Genomic DNA, 17,027 nt, shown 5'->3' with positions numbered 1-17,027 from the left:
CCGGATAAGGAACTAGCAAGATGGCTTCGATTATCAAGGACCGTGCAATCGTCGACGACGGCTTCACGGTAGTGCGCGCAGCGGAAGACGGCACGCTGCCGGCGGTGGATGCATTGCCGGCCGGCAAGATCATTGTGCCGTTCGCGCTGTGGCAGGCTTCGCGCGAAGCGTTGACCGCTGCGCGCGGCGCCGCCGAAATCGGCGTGTGGCTTGAGCCGGACAGCGAACCGGCAGATCTGGTGGCGGATTTCGACAACGTCGCGCTGATCGCGATCGACTTCCCGGTGTTTCGCGACGGCCGCGGCTACAGCATCGCGCGTCTGTTGCGCGAGCGTTATGGCTACAAGGGCGAGATTCGCGCGATCGGCGACGTGCTGTACGATCAACTGCGCTTTTACGAGCGTTGCGGCTTCAACGCGTACGCACTGCGCGCCGACAAGGACATTCACAAGGCGCTGAACGCTTTTACCGAGTTCACGGTGCAGTACCAGGGCGCGTTCGACGATCCGAACCCGCTGTTCCGCCGTCGCGAAGCGGCCGCTGCGCAAAAGGCCACGGCATGAGCGCAGCGCTGCAGGACGTGACCCCGGAGCTGGCCGCGAAGATCGAGCGTCTGGATACGCTGCTCGATTCGATCGCGGCTCGCCACGCAAGCGTCAAGCTTGCGAGCAGCCTCGCGGCGGAAGATATGCTGCTCACGCACGCGATCCTTTCGCGTGGCGTGAAGATCGGCATCTTCTCGCTGAACACGGGCCGCCTGCATGCGGAAACGCTCGGCATGATCGACCGCGTGCGTGAGCGCTACGGCTACGACATCGAACAGCTTCATCCGCAAACCGCTGCCGTCGACGAATACGTCGCACAGCACGGCCTGAATGCATTCTACGAAAGCATCGACCTGCGCAAGCGCTGCTGCGAGATCCGCAAGGTCGAGCCGCTGAACCGTGCGCTGGCGGACGTCAGCGCATGGGTGACCGGCCAGCGCCGCGAGCAATCGGTAACACGCGCAGAGCTGCACGAAGAAGAGCATGACGGCGCGCGCAACATCGCCAAGTTCAATCCGCTCGCGGACTGGACAGAGGCCGATGTGTGGGCGTATCTGAAAGCGTTCGACGTGCCGGTGAATCCGCTGCATGCACGTGGCTATCCGAGCATCGGCTGCGAGCCTTGTACGCGCGCGATCAAGCCGGGCGAGGACAGCCGCGCCGGGCGCTGGTGGTGGGAATCGCGTGATACCAAGGAATGCGGGTTGCACATCACCATTCCGATCGCGGTGAGCACCGAAAGCGCTTCTGCCTGACACGAAACACGAAGCACGAAACGAATTCCGCGAGCCACGGCTCGCCAGATGAATCAACGAAGGACCCGACTATGAGCACCACGCTCGAACCGACTGTCAACGCTCCGCTCGCAATCACGGGCAACCGGATGGACCATCTCGACTGGCTCGAAGCAGAGTCGATCCACATCCTGCGCGAACTGGTGGCCGAGTGCAGCAAGCCCGCTTTGCTGTTTTCGGGCGGCAAGGATTCGGTGGTGGTGCTGCATCTGGCATTGAAGGCGTTCGGCCTCGGCGCGAACCGCAAGACCTCGCTGCCGTTCCCGCTGGTGCACATCGATACGGGCCACAACTATCAGGAAGTGATCGACTTCCGCGACCGTCGCGCGAAGGAAATCGGCGCGGAACTGGTGGTTGGCCACGTGGAAGATTCGATCAAGCGCGGCACCGTGCGGCTGCGCCGCGAGACGGATTCGCGTAACGCCGTGCAGGCCGTCACGCTGCTCGAGACGATCGAACAGTACGGCTACACCGCGATGATCGGCGGTGCGCGCCGCGACGAAGAGAAGGCCCGCGCGAAAGAGCGCATCTTCTCGTTCCGCGACGAATTCGGCCAATGGGATCCGAAGGCACAGCGCCCGGAACTGTGGAGCCTGTTCAACGCGCGTCTGCATAACGGCGAGCACCTGCGCGTGTTCCCGATCTCGAACTGGACCGAACTGGACGTGTGGCAGTACATCGCGCGCGAACAGCTCGAACTGCCGTCGATCTACTACGCGCATCACCGCGAAATCGTGCGCCGCAATGGTCTGCTGGTGCCGGTCACGCCGCTCACGCCGATGCGCGAAGGCGAGACCAGCGAACAGGCGCTGGTGCGCTTCCGTACCGTCGGCGATATCAGCTGCACGTGCCCGGTCGAAAGCGACGCGGACAATCTCGAGAAGATCATCGCGGAAACGGCCGTGACCGAAATCACGGAACGCGGCGCGACGCGGATGGACGACCAGACGTCGGAAGCCGCGATGGAACAGCGCAAGAAGCAAGGGTATTTCTAAGGCACACGAGGGAACACAGTCATGAGCATCAACCAACCGCAAGACCTCGGCGTGCTGCGTTTCATCACGGCGGGCAGTGTCGACGACGGCAAGAGCACGCTGATCGGCCGCCTGCTGTACGACAGCAAGGCCGTGCTGTCGGACCAGTTGTCCGCGCTGTCGCGTGCGAAGAACAAGCGCACCGTCGGTGACGAAATCGATCTGTCGCTGCTGACCGACGGCCTCGAAGCCGAGCGCGAGCAGGGCATCACGATCGACGTCGCGTACCGCTATTTCGCTACGGCCAAGCGCAAGTTCATCATTGCGGATACGCCGGGCCACGAGCAATACACGCGCAATATGGTGACCGGCGCATCGACCGCGCATGCGGCAATCGTGCTGATCGACGCGACGCGTGTGACGGTGGCGGACGGCGTGACGCAATTGCTGCCGCAAACCAAACGTCATAGCGCGATCGTCAAGCTGCTCGGCTTGCAGCATGTAATCGTTGCGATCAACAAGATGGACCTGGTGGATTTCAGCGAAGCGCGCTTCAACGAGATTCGCGATGCGTATGTCGAACTCGCGCGTCATCTGGGCCTGCACAATGTGCGCTTTGTGCCGGTGTCGGCGCTGAAGGGCGACAACATCGTGACGGCCAGCGAGCGCATGCCGTGGTACGCGGGCGAGCCGCTGCTCGACGTGCTCGAGGCGCTGCCGGTCGACATCTCGTCGAGCGATGCGCTGCGCTTCCCGGTGCAATGGGTGGCGCGTCAGGACGGCAGCCAGGCCGACGATTTCCGTGGCTATATGGGCCGCGTCGAATCGGGCGAAGTGAAGGTGGGTGATACGATCGTCGTGCTGCCGGCCAACCGTGAAGCGACGGTTGCCGAGATCATCGCGCCGGTGCCGGGCGGCACCGCGCAGGTGGACCGCGCGTTCGCCGGGCAGACCGTGACGCTTCGCCTCGAACAGGATGTGGACGTGTCGCGCGGCGACACCTTCGTGCTGGCCGCCGACGCGCCGCAACCCGCGAAGAAGCTCGAAGCGGACCTGTGCTGGTTCGACGACACGCCGCTGTCGACGCAACGCAAGTACCTGCTGAAGCAGACCACCAACACGGTGTTCGCGAAGATCGGCGCGATCAAGGAAGTGCTCGACGTGCATACGCTGTCGCACGCGATCGACCGCCACGAACTGACGATGAACGATATCGGCCGCGTGTCGCTGACGCTGCAAAAGCCGCTGGTGTGCGACGAATACGATGCGCATCCGGGCACCGGCGCGTTTGTGCTGATCGACGAAGCGACGCACCATACGGTCGCTGCGGGCATGATTCGTGCATTTTCTGCTTGAAAGGCTCGCGCCGGGGGTGTGAAATAGCGCGAGTCGCGTATTTCACTGAAGTCGGATCAACGGAGCGGTAGCAAATGGGTAAGGTGTATCTGATCGGTGCGGGGCCTGGTGCGGCGGACCTCATTACGGTGCGCGGCGCACGTTTGTTGGGCATCGCCGAGGTTGTGCTGCACGATGCGCTGATCGAGCCGGCGATGCTCGATTACGCGCCGCATGCGCGCAAGATCGCGGTGGGCAAGCGCTGCGGTCAGCGCTCGACTGCGCAGCACTTTATCAACAAGCAGATTGTCGATGCAGCGCGTGAACATGACGTCGTGGTGCGGCTGAAGGGCGGCGACCCGATGCTGTTCGGGCGCGCCGACGAAGAAATGCGCGCGCTGGAAGCGGCCGGTATCGAGTATGAGATCGTGCCGGGCATTACCGCGGCGCTGGCAAGTGCCGCAACGCTACGGCGCTCGCTGACGCTGCGCGGTGTGTCGCGCAGCGTGGCGCTCGCTACCCACAGCCGCGCGGCGGATAGCGCCGCGATTCGCGAGCAGGTGAATGCGGATTCGCTGGTGTTCTACATGGGCCGCGACAGCGCGCCGGAAATCGCACAGCAGCTGATCGACGCAGGCCGTGCACCGGCCACGCCGGTGGCGATCGTCGAAGCGTGCAGCACGCCGCGCGAGCGGATGCTGACGTTGACGCTCGAAGGGCTCGCAGCCGGCGATGCACAACTGTGGCTGGACCCGGCGCAGCCGAGCCTGTTGATGATCGGCGAGGCGTTTGCCGAGCGGCAGCTTGGTACGACGGATGCCGCCGAGCCAGCAGGGCAGGATGCGGCGAAAAGCGGCCTGCTGCGCGTAGCCTGACGCACACGCCCTGGTAGAAGAGAGCAGCGGCGCCGCAACGGCGCGCTGCTCTTTTTTTGCATTTGAAGCGCCTTGAAGCATGCCGTCATGCTTCATTCCGCTGAATACCCCTGAAAGTCTCGCGCCTCTGCGCATCCGAACTCCTCCCGCCCCCACGTAATTCACAGCTAACTCTCACATCGCATGCTTGTAACCAGACTCACGCAGCAACGCAACGGTGCTGACGAAGTCTAGGTTCGTTCATTCATGTGGATTTGGAGAGGTGCAATCATGTGGAAAGACTTTCAGCTCGAGCAACACTACATCATGACCAGCACGACGAAACAGCCGGTCGGTTCCGAAGTGCCGTCCATCAACGACGCCGTGCGCAACATCCAGGCATCGATGAACGCTGCCGCGAAAGGCGGATACCCGTCGGAATGGCTGTTCGCATCCGTCAACGATAAGTAACGCGCTGTGTTGAACGCGCCGGACTTTCCCGCCAACGCACCGTCCAATTCATTTAGCGTGTGGCAACGGCAGGGATCGTAGTCCGGCGTCTCAACCTCCGGCTTGAATAGCATGGAGAACCTATCATGCGACACGATCGTGCATGCAGGCCACGCGAAACCGAAGGGATGCGTGTCCTTCTAAAAAGTTATCTGCAACTGGGCAAGGGTTCGTCGCTGCTGGTGCGCTGGCATCTGGACGCAAACGACTTCTCCGCGCAGGCTGCGTTATCCGATTTCGTAGCGGTGTGCTGTGAAGAGCACATCGACGTCGAGATGGAGCCGGTGGATGAGCAATCCTCCTTCAGCAGAGATGTGCTCGATGAATACGACGTCATCCTGTACATCAGCAAGACTAAAAGCATTCATCGCAAGCAGTTGATCGAGAGCCTTGCCGATCGTCCCGGTAAAGCGGCCGTGTATCGGTTGTTCGACTTTCGCTACTCGTTGTTCGACTTGTGCTTTCGCATCGGCAAGCAGGAGTTGATGACGCTGAACAGCCGCGTTCTCGCGCAGGCAAAATCGGCTTCGACCATCACGGTAACCAGCAGCGCCGGAACGAATCTCACCGTGCGTCCCGATGTGCTCGCACATTGGACCAGCAACTACGGGCATTTCCGCGCGCCGTTCCCCGGCATCTTTCCATGTGGTGAAATAAGTACGTTTTCGAGTGCTGTGGACGGCGTATTCGTCGCCGATGGCGCGATGAACATGAGCTATCCGTTTGACTATGATTCACGTCTCGCTGGACGGGAGGTCAAGCTTGAAATCGCGCAAGGGCGAATCATCCGCTACTGCACCGCCGATCCACTCGTCGACGCACTATGCAAGAACCTGCTCGCTATCGAAAACGCCGGCAGGGTAGGCGAAATCGGCTTCGGCACCAACGAAGGCATCGACCGCTTCGTGCCGTTCCGATCGCTGATCAACGAACGCATGCCGGGTTTTCATCTCGGCTTCGGCGCGCCAGTGAAGAACGGCAGCTATCCGGAATGGACCTGCAGTCTGCACACCGATTTCATTCTTGCCCACCCGTACGTGTATTTCGACGACGAACTCGTGTTCAGCGATGGTCACTGGAAATTGTCGGGCGACCAGGTGGGCGAGGCCGATCTCTATGCCGACGCGATCTGAGTGCGGCTCACCGGCAAACTGGGGTATCGGCCGCAAGGGCAAGGCTCGTATGATGGCGAAGCAGTAGTATTCCTGCGCCGACGATCAATGCATGTCGATTCGACTGCTGCGCTGCGCGCCGTTGCCGCTTGACAGCGACGCTGTTGCGATTTGATGTGGCTACGCGTTACGCGATCGATAGCCGCGGCGGCGCGGAATAAACGTTCGGCGCGGATGTTGTGCAATTGAAGCGCGCTGTAGTGCCGCCACGGTAATCCGCGCTAATGCGCGGTTCGGCGAACCCCGACGATCAGCAGACAAGGAGTCACCGTCGAATGAGCATGGCTACCCCTCAAACTGTAAAGCTGGCCGCATGGCTGGATGCGTTTTCGCACGCGCTTGGCACAGGCGACACCGCGCAGGTTGTCGCGCTGTTCGGTGCCCCATGCTTCTGGCGCGATCAGCTTGCGTTCACGTGGGATCTGCAAACGCTGGAAGGGCGCGCTTCGATTCACGCGATGCTCGAAGCGACGCTCGCTACGGTGCGGCCTTCGGCGTGGACCGTCACTGACGCTGCGCAGCGCGATGCGAGCGAGGGTTTTATCGCATTTGATACCGCGCTCGGACGTGGCGAGGGCTATGTGCGCCTGGCTAGCGACGGCCGCTGTCAGGTGCTGCTGACGTCGCTGCGCGAACTGAAAGGCTTTGAAGAGCCGCGCGGCCCGCGCCGTGTGTCCGGCCTCGAATCCAGCTCACGCAACTCGAGCGCGCAAGCGGAACAGCCGTACGTATTGATCGTCGGTGGTGGGCACAGTGGACTAGGCCTTGCCGCACGGCTCAAGATACTCGGCGTACCCGCTGTTGTGATCGACCGTCACCCGCGGCCCGGCGATAACTGGCGCTCGCGTTATGCATCGCTGCACCTGCACGACCCGGTGTGGTTCGATCATATGCCGTATCTGCCGTTTCCCGATCATTGGCCGGTGTTTCCGTCGAAGGATCAGATCGGAGACTGGCTGGAGTCGTACGCAAGCATCATGGAGCTGGACATCGCGTCGTCGGCGGAGTGCGTCAGCGCGACTTACGACGATGCCGCCGACGCATGGCAGGTGCGCATCGTGCAGGCAGGCCGCGAACATACGCTGCGGCCAAAACATGTTGTGTTGGCAACCGGTGTGAGCGGCGAACCCAACGTCCCTGTGCTGCCCGGCGCCAGCGAATTCGCTGGCCAGCAGCATCATTCGGCGGCACACCGGGGAGGTGAAGGCTTCGCGGGCCGCAACGTCGTCGTGCTCGGTGCGAACAATTCCGCGCATGACATCTGCGCCGATCTATTCGAACACGGCGCGGACGTAACGATGGTGCAACGCTCGTCGACACACGTGGTCCGCCTGCAACGCGTGCTCGAATTCCTGCAGCCGCTCTACTCGGAAGAAGCGTCCGCACGCGGCATCACCACGGAGCGCGCGGACCTGCTCCGCGCGGCGTTACCGCTGCGCGTCATGCCTGTTGTCGTGCGACCCGCAATAGAGCGCGTCGCCCTGGAAGACAGTGCGTTCTATAACCAGCTCGCCGCAGCAGGCTTCAAAAACGATTTCGGCGCGGACGGCACCGGTATCGTCGGCAAGGCGATGCGCAACGGCGGCGGTTACTACATCGATACCGGCGCATCGGCGCTGATTGCGAACGGTAGCATCAAGCTCAAAGCAGGCGTCGACGTGAGTCGCCTCGACCGGACGGGCGTCGTGTTCAGCGACGGCTCGCGTCTGGACGCCGATTGCATCGTCTATGCAACCGGCTTCAGGCCATTCACCGAAACCATCGCGAAACTGATCTCGCCAGAAGTGGCGCAACGCGTTGGGCGCGTGTGGGGTTACGGTGCGGGTCTCGAAGGCGATCCCGGCCCGTGGGAGGGCGAGCTCCGCAATATGTGGAAACCGACGCCGCAGCGAGGCTTGTGGATCCACGGCGGCAATTTCCAGTGGTCGCGGCGCAATTCGCTGCTGCTGGCGTTGCAATTGAAAGCGCGTTTTGAGGACCTGCCGGTCAGCGTTTATCGTCCGCGATAACGCAGCTTTAAAACCGCTTTTAAATCCTGCCAACCGGCTTGTTATCTCTTTACGGCGCCGCGGGCCATGCCCGCCTTCAGAAAATCGCACTCGCGATGGCGCCGATTCATGATTCTGCATTGCAAGACTGGTAAAGTCGCGCGTGTCGCGCTGCGAGCTTTCAAAAATTACGACAACGCTTCGCAACAGCGCCGCAAAATCCTGTGCAGGACAAATTTTCCGCATTGCCGATGGCATTGAAGTGGCACATACTTCGCGTCAAACATAAATGCCGCTTTTGAAGCGGTACGCATTAAAACCAAACGAAAGCAACCGCCTGCGGGGCACCTTCCAGCACACCCTTCACACGCATGAACACTCCTGCATCGCGCTCTGCCGCCAGCGACGCCCGCGTTCTCGTGGTGGACGACATCGAAGACAACCGGAACCTGCTGGTGCGCCGTCTCGCGCGGCTCGGCATCACACGCGTCGCGCAGGCCAACGACGGCCGCGCCGCGCTCGACGCGATCCGCAGCGAGCGCTTCGACCTCGTGCTGCTCGACATCATGATGCCGGTGATGACCGGCTTCGACGTGCTGGAGGCGCTGGCCGCCGAGGGCCGCATCGAGCAATTGCCGGTAATCGTCATCTCTGCGATGAACGAGATGGAGGCGGTCGTACGGGCGATCTCGCTCGGCGCCGAAGACTTTCTGCCGAAGCCGTTCGACCCGGTGCTGCTGCGCGCGCGCATCCTGCCGACGCTGGAAAAGAAGCAACTGCGCGACCGCATGCGCGCCGAGCTCACGCGCAAGCAGGCGGAACTGGCGGAAGCGCGTAGCCTGCAGCTGTCGCTGACGCCGCCGCCGTATCGCGATGCGCAGTTCAGCGTCGACGTCGTGCTCGAACCCGCGCGCGAAGTGGGGGGCGACCTGATCGACCACGTGCAGCTGGACGCCGGGCGCCATCTGCTGGTGGTCGGCGACGTATCCGACAAAGGCGCGGCCGCGGCGCTGATGATGGCGCGCACCCATGCGCTGATGCGCGGCCTTGCGGGCCGCCCGGACGCGGCCGCGCTGTTCGCGGACCTCGCCGCAGTAGCAGCTGCGCTGAACCGCGAGCTGTTCGCCGGGAACCAGAACTGCATGTTCGTCACGATGTTTATCGGCGTGTTCGAGCCGACCCGCGATCCGGCCGGTGACGCGGGGCGAGCGCGTCTCGACTACATCCGCTGCGGCCACGTCCCGCCGTTTTTACAGCGCGCCAATGGTCTCATCGAGCGGCTTGGCGCAGCCGGCGGCGTGCCGCTTGGCGTCAGCGATAGCGCGCCGTTCACGGCGAGCCGCATCGAACTCGCGCCCGGCGACCGCCTGCTGGTGCTCAGCGACGGCGTAACCGAAGCCGCGGCGCCGGGCAGCGACGGCCTGCAGTTAGGCGACGCCGGTGTCGAACAATGGCTCGCGCTGCGTTCGCCGCAGCTGGCCACACTGGTACAAACGGTACGCGCGCACGAAGCAGGGGAAGCCGCGTCCGACGATCTCGCAGCACTTCTACTGACGATCCCGACATCGAACAATTAAAGGGTCCCGCATGAGCCTGAGTCGTATCCGCGCCGCGTGGCGGCACAGCACGCTGGTGAGAAGCATGACGCTGTCGTTTCTCGGCGTGCTCGTGGTGGGGCTGACCGTTACCAGCATCACGGCTTACATCCTGCACCGCAACGCGCAGCAAGCGGCGCTCGAGCGCGTCAGTATCGACATGCGGGTTGCGTGGAACGTGTTGCAGCAAAAGGGCAAACCGATCAGCGTCGACAATGGCGTGATGAAAGCGGGCGACTTCGTGCTGAACGGCAACAACGAAGTGGTCGATACCGTGCGCGACCTGGTGGGCGGCACGGCGACCGTTTTCATGGGCGACACACGTGTGACGACCAACGTGCCGACTGCCGACGGCCATCGCGCGATCGGCACACATCTCGCACGCGGGCCCGTGTACGACACGGTGTTCGGCAGCAAGCAGCCGTATCGCGGCATCGCGATGATTCTCGGCCACCGCTACATGACCGCGTACGATCCGATTCTCGACGGCACGGGCAACGTGATCGGCGTGCTGTACGTCGGCCGGCCGGCGAGCTTTCTCGACATCGCCGACACGGCAGAGTGGGCGGTGATCGCCGCCACGCTGATCGCTTCGCTGATTTCGCTGGCGCTGAACTATCTGCTCGGCCGCCGCAGTCTTGTGGACCAGGCGCGCACGCTGCTCGACAGCAGCCCGCTCGCGGTGATGCTGTCCACCGACGAAGGCAAGCTGCTGTACCGCAACGAGAAGGCCTATGCGCTATTCGGCTTGCCGCGCGACTCGAGCGAAGCGCTGAACCCGGACGACCTCTACGCGGACCCCGAGCAACCGCAGCGAATGATGGAGGCGTTCCAGCGCACCGGCCGGCTGCGCCAGGTGGAAGCGCAATTCCGGCGTGCTGACGGCAACACGTTCTGGGCGCTGGTCACGTGGCGGCGCATGATTTACGACAACCGTCCGGCGATCGTGAAGTGGATTTACGACATCAGCGAGCGCAAGGCCGCCGAAGCGGCGATGGCCGAAGCGCAGCGCCTTGCCGAGCACGCGAACGAAACGAAATCCGAGTTTCTCGCGAACATGAGCCACGAGCTGCGCACGCCGCTGAACGCGATCATCGGCTATGCGCAGATCCTGCAGGAAGACATGGAAGATGCAGGGCAAAACGAAGCGCTGCCCGACCTCAAGCGGATCGAAACGGCGGGCAAGCATCTGCTGGGTTTGATCAACGACATCCTCGACCTCAGCAAGATCGAAGCAGGGCGGATGGAGGTGTATCTCGAGCAGGTCGATCTGCATCGTCTGCTCGACGAACTGCGTTCGCTTGCGGCGCCGCTGGCGGCCAGGCGCAATAACCAGCTGGAATTCGTGTTGCCGGCCGGCGAGCTGATGCTGCAAACCGATTACACCAAGCTCAAGCAAAGTTTGCTGAATCTCGTCAGCAATGCGTGCAAATTCACCAACGCCGGGCAGGTGCGGCTGGAAGTGATGCTGCCGCCGGGCAAGGCGGTGTTCCGCGTCAGCGATACCGGTATCGGCATGAACGAAGCCCAGCTCGGCAAGCTGTTCCGCGCGTTCAGCCAGGCCGATGCAAGCACCACGCGCGAATATGGCGGCACGGGTCTTGGCCTCGCGATTACGCGCAAGCTGTGTCAGCTGCTGGGCGGCGATGTCACAGTCGAGAGCACGCCGGGCGTCGGCAGTGTATTCACGATCACGCTTGCCCTCGACGCGCCGGTGCCGTCGTCGACCGTGCCTGCCACCGCTGCGCAGATGCCGGCCACCGACGCGACCACCGTGCTGCTGGTCGACGACGATCCGCAGATCCACCGGCTGATCGGCACAATGCTGAGCCGCGAGGGCTATCACGTCGAACACGCAGCGAGCGGCGCGCAAGCCGCCGAGCTTGCACGCAGCTTACGGCCTGCGGTGATCCTGCTCGACGTGCTGATGCCGCAAGTGGATGGCTGGACCGTGCTCGGCACGCTGAAAAACGACCCGGAACTCGCGGATATCCCGGTGGTGATCGTGAGCCTGCTCGACGAGCGGCCGCTCGGTCTGTCGCTGGGCGCCGCCGAATTCCTGACCAAACCGGTCGACCGCACGCGCCTCGTCGAAACGGTGCGCACCTTCGCGGGCAACACCGGCGGCCGCGTGCTGGTGGTGGACGACAACGAAGACGACCGCGCGGCCACCGTGCGCGCGCTGAGCGCGAGCGGCTACGACGCGGTCAGCGTCGCATCCGGCGCACTGGCGCTGGCGTGGCTCGAAAACAACCCCGCGCCGGCGATCCTGCTGCTCGACCTCGTGATGCCGGACATGGACGGCTTCGCGCTGCTCGACCGCATCCGCAGCGTCGAGCGGTTGCGCGGCATCAAGGTGCTCGTGATCTCCGCGAAGGACCTGACGTCGCACGAAACCACCTTTCTGCTCGAACGCGGCGGCACGGTGATCCCGAAGGGACCGCATGCGCGCGCGGCGCTTCTCACTGCCTTGAGGACCTTACGCATATGAGCCTGCGCATCCTGCTCGTCGAAGACAATGCCGACAATCGCGACATGCTCGGCCGGCGCCTGACGCGACGCAACCATCAGGTGAGCTTCGCGGTGGACGGCGCCGAGGCGCTTGAACATACCGCCGCGCAATTGCCCGACATCGTGCTGATGGACCTGAGCTTGCCCGTGATCGACGGCTGGGAAGCGATCCGCCGGCTGAAGGCGGACCCGGCAACCCGCTCGATTCCGATCATCGCGCTGACCGCGCATGCGATGTCGGGCGACCGCGAAAAGGCCCTCGCCGCAGGCGCCGACGATTACGACACGAAGCCCGTCGAACTCGACCGGCTGCTCGCAAAGATCGACGCGCTGGGCGCGAAGCAGGCGCCGCCGCCGGACGCATAAAGACGTTTGACACGACTGTCGCGCATCCTGCGTCGTACAGAGGTGTGTGTTTTAAGCAATGCCACGATATTGAAACAAAGATCAGGCATGTTAATGGGTTTGCGTTGCCTCTTCTGAAATCGGCAACATCGCACGGAGTCCTTGCTGCACCATGACGATGCTTGCGGAACTTCTGGCCGGGCTGGGCTTGCTGTTTGTGGGCTTGCGGCTGATCGGCCACCATTTGCGCCAGGCTGCGGGCCATCGCGTGCGCAACGCATTGCGTATGGCCACCGCGTCGCGTTGGAGCGCGCTGTTCGCTGGCGCGCTGACTGGCGCGATCACGCAGTCCAGCAATGCGGTCACGCTGATTACCGCAAACCTCGTGCATGCCCGCGTGCTCGCGCTGCGCGAGGCGATTCCGGTGGTGGCGGGTGCGAATGCGGGCACTGCGGTGCTGGTGTTTCTCGCCACGCTCGATATGCGCCTCGTCGTGCTGTATCTGATGGCGATGGTCGGGCTGTCGCTGCATTTCAAACTCGATAATCACCCGGTGCGGCGCGACTGGTTATGGGCCGCGCTCGGCCTCGCGCTACTGTTCATGGGGCTCGACCTCGTCAAGCATGCGCCGTCCGGGCTCTCCCCCGACGACTGGCGTCTGTTGCTCGGCAATGGCTTGTCGGATTGGGCTGCGCTGCTGGTGGGGCTGGTGGTCGCGGTGGTCACGCAATCGTCGTCGGCGGCGACGATTCTGGCGGTCGCGACGCTGCATGGCGGCTTTATCAGCTTTGACGCGGCGTTCTGGATCATGACCGGCGCGAACGTCGGCAGCGGCATTGCGGTGCTGTTGTCCGGCAGCGGGCTGAAGGGCAGCGGGCGGCAGTTGTGCCTCGTGCACGTGGTGGTCAAAGTGGTCGGCACCGCGGTGGTGGCGGCCGCATGGATCGGTATAACCAGTGTGGGCGGTGCGGCGGCTTCGGCGGCGATTGCGCATGCGGCGTCCAATCCTGCCACGCTGCTGGCGGTGCTGTTTCTCGCGATGCAGGTGGCCGGCGCGCTGCCGGTGACCGTGCTGCGCGACAGCGTGCTGGCGATGACCGCAAAGGTGACGCCAGCCGATCCGGTCGAACAGGCGAGCATGCCGCACTACATCTACGACCGCGCGGTTGAAGACCCAGTGAACGCGCTGAATCTGGCGGAACTGGAACGCGACCGGCTGACGGTTGCGTTGCCCGCGCTGGTGCCGGACCTCGACCAGCGCGACATCGATTCGCCGGCCGGCCGGCGCGCGCTATGGGCAGGACATCGCAGCGTAATCAGCCAGACCACAGGGTTTCTCGCCGCACTGCTCGCCGAAGGTCTCACGCGGCCCGATCTGAATCGCGCGCTGCACGAGCAGTTGACGCTGGAAAATCTGCAGGCACTGCAAGACACGCTGCATGAATTCGGTGCGATCGTCGACGCGATGCCGGAGGTTTCGCCGCTGGTGTTCAACCTGTCGGAAGCGCTGCGCACGCTGACGACGCTGCTCGCCGATGCCGCGCAAGACACGTCGGGCGATCCGCACGATCTGGACACGCTGATCGAATTGACCGGCGATCGCGGCGACATGCTGGAGCGGCTGCGCCGCCAGCTGATGAAGTCGGGTGGACATGAAGAAGCGCAGATCCAGCAACTGCTGATGGCGACCCGGCTATTCGAGCGCGCGGTGTGGCTGATGCGCCGGGTAGCGATTGCGCGCCGCGGCGTGGCGCCCGAAGCAGCGGACGAAAGCCGCGCAACCGCCTACGATGCCGCACCGCTCGAAGCGGTGCGCGACTGACCGATACGGCGTGCCTGCGCCCGCGCTTGCCTACATGCTTGCTTACGCAACCTTGGCCAACGCGTCGTCGCGCGATTCGACGGCGGTCAGAATGGCGAGAAAGCCGCTGATTTCGAACACTTCGTGCACATGCGGCTGCAGGCTGCACAGCACCAGATTGCCGGCCTGCTGCTTGATCTGCTTGGCAAGCTGCAGCACCACGCGCAAGCCAGCGCTCGAGATATACGCGAGACGCGACAGATCGAGCACGACCTTGCGTTCGCCTTGCTCGACTTGTGCAAGCAGATCGGCGCCGACGCTCGCGGCATTGGAACTGTTAAGCTGACCTTCTGGAGAGACCACCAAGGTTTCCCCGACTTTTTCAAATGCGAGATTCATCGCGCCCGTTCCACTGTGTGACTTGTTATGTGACGATCGAGTGACGCCGGAAAGCGCAGGGCTATTCGCAGCGCAACAAGTACGGTGATAATACGCGACGCAATTCTGCAGGAAAACCGGCAAGCGCGTGCTTGCTGCATTTATGGCGCATCACGGCGCCTGTCATCGAAAGGTCGGCGCAAAGTCTGCGATGTCTCAACGCGATATGGATCCTGCTGCTCACTCTGCTTCCGGCGCCAGTACGCTGCAACTCGTGCCGGACGGCAATGCGGTTGCGACGGCGATGCAATGGCTGGAGGAGATGGCCGAACGCGACCAATGGCCGTTCAAGGTGCGCTTTGCACTGGAACTGAGCCTGGATGAGGCGCTGACCAATATCGTTTCATACGCATTCACCGAAGGAACCGCACATGGCGCCGTGCCGGAGGTGGTCGTGTCGTTCAGACGCGATGGTGCAAACCTGGTGATTGAAATCGTCGACAACGGGCGGCCTTACGATCCGACACTTACGGAGTTGCCTCCGGTGGCGGCGAGCCTCGATGACGCGCAAATCGGCGGGCAGGGCGTTCGGCTGATGCGGCATTATATGAAACACATCGCCTATCGGCATGACGCAGGGCGCAATCGTTTGACGCTGGTAGCGGCGTACGAAGATTAATTAGCCCGGTGTGCGGTGCAACGGTTGGCTGCTGCCGGGAGCACGTCTGCTTGCCTTGCTGTGCTCCCGGCCGTTCTCCGCTATTGCGAACATGCGGCGCCGCAGTGTGCGCGCCGGATTACGCCGTGAACAGATGCGACGCGTGCGTCACCGCGCCGCCTGCCCGGATCGCTGCCGCCACCAGTGCGGCTTCCGTCAGTTGCGCGTCAGTCGCGCCCGCGGCACGCGCTTCCTTCGTGTGGATGTCGATGCAGTAAGGGCATTGCGTGGTCAACGCCACGGCCACTGCGATCAGCTGCTTCGTCTGCACGCTCAATACGCCTTCCGCAAACGCGGCCTTGTCGAAGGCCCAGAAAGCCTTCATCGTATCCGGTGCGTTTTTGTCCAGGTTCTTCAGCTTGGCAAGATTCTTCGAGTCGAACATGTTTCTCTCCATAAAAAGGTAAGTTCAGCAGCTATGGTAGTGATGAGCATGTTCTAATTGGTCTCGACTTGGTTCCAATTCGTCCACGGGTGATCCAATGAGTGAAACAGAGTATTCCGGCAGTCTTGTCCTCGATCATCTGCTCGCGACGCTCGATCTCGGCGTGGTGAACTTCTCGATGTGCGACATCCGAAACGGCTGGGGCGTGCGCTTCGAAGCGTGCAGCACGGCAAGCCTGCATTACTGCCTGTCGGGTGGCGGCGCGCTGGTGATGGGCGAGGCCGAGCGCATCGCGCTCGATGCGCACAGCTTTGTGCTGCTGCCGCCGGGCGTGGTCTACCGCATCGATGCGCCGGGGCGCTCGGAGGCGCGTAGCGTGGATCGGGCGCGGGTTGGCGGTGGGCTGGCACGGGAGACTGTGCCGACGGTTCAGGTGGGGGACGGTAGGGAGGGCGTGGTCACGGCGTGCGGAGAACTGGATCTGGGCTTCAGTCTTGCGACCGATCCATTCAACACGCTGAGCCGGCCGTTGGTGACGCGCTTCGATGCGGCGTCTGGCTTGCGCGATCAGTTTGTGATGTTGCTGGCGGAGTCGGCGCGGCCGGGGCCGGGTTCGAGGGTGCTGGTGGAGGCGTTGCTCAAGCAGTGCCTTGTGATGGCACTGAGGCGGCATATCGACGATGGTGGCGCGGAGTTGCCGTGGGCAGCAGGGCTGGCGAATCCGAGATTGGCTGCGGCGCTTGAGACGATTTTTGAACGTTATGCGCATGCGTTGAGTGTTGAGCGGCTTGCCGAGATTGCGGTGATGAGCCGGTCGGCGTTTGCCGCGCAATTTATGAAGGCGTTCGGGCAGCCGCCGATGGCGATGCTGAAGGCGGTGAGGTTGCGTAGAGCGGCTGAGTTGCTGGCGACGACGACGTTGCCGGTTGCTGATGTGGCCCGGGCGGTGGGCTTGTCGAGTCGGAGCAATTTCTCGGTTGCGTTTCATGAACTGTATCGCGTGGACCCGACGACGTTTCGACAGCAGTCGCGGTCTGGCAAGCGATTTTGAGCATCAGGATTAATTCGGGATGCTTGTTTAGAGATAGGTCTTATGGTGTTATTGCTTGCTTGAGAAAGCGT

At 63.0% G+C, this 17,027-nt stretch carries 16 protein-coding genes; 14 read left to right on the top strand and 2 right to left on the bottom strand.

Going from position 1 to position 17,027, the window contains the following annotated elements; genetic code table 11:
* The first annotated feature begins 20 nt into the window (after window positions 1-20).
* The 12 genes from ACYVNQ_RS34865 (at window position 21) to ACYVNQ_RS34810 (ending at window position 14,445) form a co-directional block, all read left to right on the top strand.
* Window positions 21-563 (top strand): DUF934 domain-containing protein, encoded by a 543-nt coding sequence (locus ACYVNQ_RS34865; protein WP_460909756.1) that lies wholly within the window; start codon window positions 21-23, stop codon window positions 561-563.
* A complete protein-coding gene (locus ACYVNQ_RS34860; protein WP_460909753.1) occupies window positions 560-1,300 on the top strand; it encodes a phosphoadenylyl-sulfate reductase in 741 nt (246 codons plus the stop codon). Before ACYVNQ_RS34865 ends, ACYVNQ_RS34860 begins: the two co-directional genes overlap by 4 nt.
* A 71-nt stretch (window positions 1,301-1,371) precedes the next feature.
* Window positions 1,372-2,334, top strand: a complete 963-nt coding sequence (gene cysD, locus ACYVNQ_RS34855; protein WP_460909750.1) for a sulfate adenylyltransferase subunit CysD — start codon at window positions 1,372-1,374, stop codon at window positions 2,332-2,334.
* Window positions 2,335-2,355: 21 nt separating this feature from the next.
* Window positions 2,356-3,669 carry a sulfate adenylyltransferase subunit 1 gene (locus tag ACYVNQ_RS34850; RefSeq protein WP_460909747.1) on the top strand — a complete coding sequence of 438 codons (1,314 nt, stop codon included), beginning with the start codon at window positions 2,356-2,358 and terminating at the stop codon, window positions 3,667-3,669.
* A gap of 74 nt (window positions 3,670-3,743) precedes the next feature.
* Window positions 3,744-4,523, top strand: a complete 780-nt coding sequence (cobA, locus tag ACYVNQ_RS34845; RefSeq protein ID WP_460909744.1) for a uroporphyrinogen-III C-methyltransferase — start codon at window positions 3,744-3,746, stop codon at window positions 4,521-4,523.
* A gap of 270 nt (window positions 4,524-4,793) precedes the next feature.
* Window positions 4,794-4,973 (top strand): hypothetical protein, encoded by a 180-nt coding sequence (locus ACYVNQ_RS34840; protein ID WP_460909742.1) that lies wholly within the window; start codon window positions 4,794-4,796, stop codon window positions 4,971-4,973.
* Between the two features lie 125 nt (window positions 4,974-5,098).
* The gene (locus ACYVNQ_RS34835) at window positions 5,099-6,145 is read left to right on the top strand and encodes a M29 family metallopeptidase (protein WP_460909740.1); all 1,047 of its coding nucleotides are present in this window, start codon (window positions 5,099-5,101) and stop codon (window positions 6,143-6,145) included.
* Between the two features lie 320 nt (window positions 6,146-6,465).
* Complete coding sequence (locus ACYVNQ_RS34830; RefSeq protein WP_460909738.1) at window positions 6,466-8,193, top strand: flavin-containing monooxygenase; 1,728 nt, start codon at window positions 6,466-6,468, stop codon at window positions 8,191-8,193.
* A 350-nt stretch (window positions 8,194-8,543) separates the two neighbouring features.
* The gene (locus ACYVNQ_RS34825) at window positions 8,544-9,749 is read left to right on the top strand and encodes a PP2C family protein-serine/threonine phosphatase (protein ID WP_460909736.1); all 1,206 of its coding nucleotides are present in this window, start codon (window positions 8,544-8,546) and stop codon (window positions 9,747-9,749) included.
* A gap of 10 nt (window positions 9,750-9,759) precedes the next feature.
* Window positions 9,760-12,258 carry a response regulator gene (locus tag ACYVNQ_RS34820; RefSeq protein ID WP_460909733.1) on the top strand — a complete coding sequence of 833 codons (2,499 nt, stop codon included), beginning with the start codon at window positions 9,760-9,762 and terminating at the stop codon, window positions 12,256-12,258.
* Window positions 12,255-12,644 carry a response regulator gene (locus tag ACYVNQ_RS34815; RefSeq protein ID WP_460909730.1) on the top strand — a complete coding sequence of 130 codons (390 nt, stop codon included), beginning with the start codon at window positions 12,255-12,257 and terminating at the stop codon, window positions 12,642-12,644. Before ACYVNQ_RS34820 ends, ACYVNQ_RS34815 begins: the two co-directional genes overlap by 4 nt.
* Window positions 12,645-12,795: 151 nt before the next feature.
* Window positions 12,796-14,445, top strand: a complete 1,650-nt coding sequence (locus tag ACYVNQ_RS34810; protein ID WP_460909727.1) for a Na/Pi symporter — start codon at window positions 12,796-12,798, stop codon at window positions 14,443-14,445.
* 42 nt (window positions 14,446-14,487) lie between these two features.
* Here ACYVNQ_RS34810 and ACYVNQ_RS34805 read toward each other — a convergent pair whose 3' ends face one another.
* Window positions 14,488-14,823 carry an STAS domain-containing protein gene (locus ACYVNQ_RS34805; RefSeq protein WP_460909724.1) on the bottom strand — a complete coding sequence of 112 codons (336 nt, stop codon included), beginning with the start codon at window positions 14,821-14,823 and terminating at the stop codon, window positions 14,488-14,490.
* Between the two features lie 127 nt (window positions 14,824-14,950).
* Between ACYVNQ_RS34805 and ACYVNQ_RS34800 the strand changes: the two genes are divergently transcribed.
* Window positions 14,951-15,481 carry an ATP-binding protein gene (locus ACYVNQ_RS34800; RefSeq protein WP_460909722.1) on the top strand — a complete coding sequence of 177 codons (531 nt, stop codon included), beginning with the start codon at window positions 14,951-14,953 and terminating at the stop codon, window positions 15,479-15,481.
* Between the two features lie 118 nt (window positions 15,482-15,599).
* Here the strand turns inward: ACYVNQ_RS34800 and ACYVNQ_RS34795 are convergent, their stop codons facing one another.
* Window positions 15,600-15,905 carry a carboxymuconolactone decarboxylase family protein gene (locus ACYVNQ_RS34795; RefSeq protein WP_460909720.1) on the bottom strand — a complete coding sequence of 102 codons (306 nt, stop codon included), beginning with the start codon at window positions 15,903-15,905 and terminating at the stop codon, window positions 15,600-15,602.
* A gap of 97 nt (window positions 15,906-16,002) precedes the next feature.
* Between ACYVNQ_RS34795 and ACYVNQ_RS34790 the strand changes: the two genes are divergently transcribed.
* Window positions 16,003-16,956 carry an AraC family transcriptional regulator gene (locus ACYVNQ_RS34790; protein ID WP_460909718.1) on the top strand — a complete coding sequence of 318 codons (954 nt, stop codon included), beginning with the start codon at window positions 16,003-16,005 and terminating at the stop codon, window positions 16,954-16,956.
* The last annotated feature ends 71 nt before the right edge of the window (window positions 16,957-17,027 follow it).

The sequence above is a fragment of the Paraburkholderia jirisanensis genome (genome assembly GCF_054782355.1).
This window is presented reverse-complemented; position numbering and strand designations above follow the sequence as displayed.

Coding starts and splice junctions, on each gene's coding strand:
- ACYVNQ_RS34865 (WP_460909756.1), top strand. CDS start 21: ATGGCTTCGATTATCAAGGACCGTGCAATCGTCGACGACGGCTTCACG.
- ACYVNQ_RS34860 (WP_460909753.1), top strand. CDS start 560: ATGAGCGCAGCGCTGCAGGACGTGACCCCGGAGCTGGCCGCGAAGATC.
- cysD (WP_460909750.1), top strand. CDS start 1,372: ATGAGCACCACGCTCGAACCGACTGTCAACGCTCCGCTCGCAATCACG.
- ACYVNQ_RS34850 (WP_460909747.1), top strand. CDS start 2,356: ATGAGCATCAACCAACCGCAAGACCTCGGCGTGCTGCGTTTCATCACG.
- cobA (WP_460909744.1), top strand. CDS start 3,744: ATGGGTAAGGTGTATCTGATCGGTGCGGGGCCTGGTGCGGCGGACCTC.
- ACYVNQ_RS34840 (WP_460909742.1), top strand. CDS start 4,794: ATGTGGAAAGACTTTCAGCTCGAGCAACACTACATCATGACCAGCACG.
- ACYVNQ_RS34835 (WP_460909740.1), top strand. CDS start 5,099: ATGCGACACGATCGTGCATGCAGGCCACGCGAAACCGAAGGGATGCGT.
- ACYVNQ_RS34830 (WP_460909738.1), top strand. CDS start 6,466: ATGGCTACCCCTCAAACTGTAAAGCTGGCCGCATGGCTGGATGCGTTT.
- ACYVNQ_RS34825 (WP_460909736.1), top strand. CDS start 8,544: ATGAACACTCCTGCATCGCGCTCTGCCGCCAGCGACGCCCGCGTTCTC.
- ACYVNQ_RS34820 (WP_460909733.1), top strand. CDS start 9,760: ATGAGCCTGAGTCGTATCCGCGCCGCGTGGCGGCACAGCACGCTGGTG.
- ACYVNQ_RS34815 (WP_460909730.1), top strand. CDS start 12,255: ATGAGCCTGCGCATCCTGCTCGTCGAAGACAATGCCGACAATCGCGAC.
- ACYVNQ_RS34810 (WP_460909727.1), top strand. CDS start 12,796: ATGACGATGCTTGCGGAACTTCTGGCCGGGCTGGGCTTGCTGTTTGTG.
- ACYVNQ_RS34805 (WP_460909724.1), bottom strand. CDS start 14,823: ATGAATCTCGCATTTGAAAAAGTCGGGGAAACCTTGGTGGTCTCTCCA.
- ACYVNQ_RS34795 (WP_460909720.1), bottom strand. CDS start 15,905: ATGTTCGACTCGAAGAATCTTGCCAAGCTGAAGAACCTGGACAAAAAC.
- ACYVNQ_RS34790 (WP_460909718.1), top strand. CDS start 16,003: ATGAGTGAAACAGAGTATTCCGGCAGTCTTGTCCTCGATCATCTGCTC.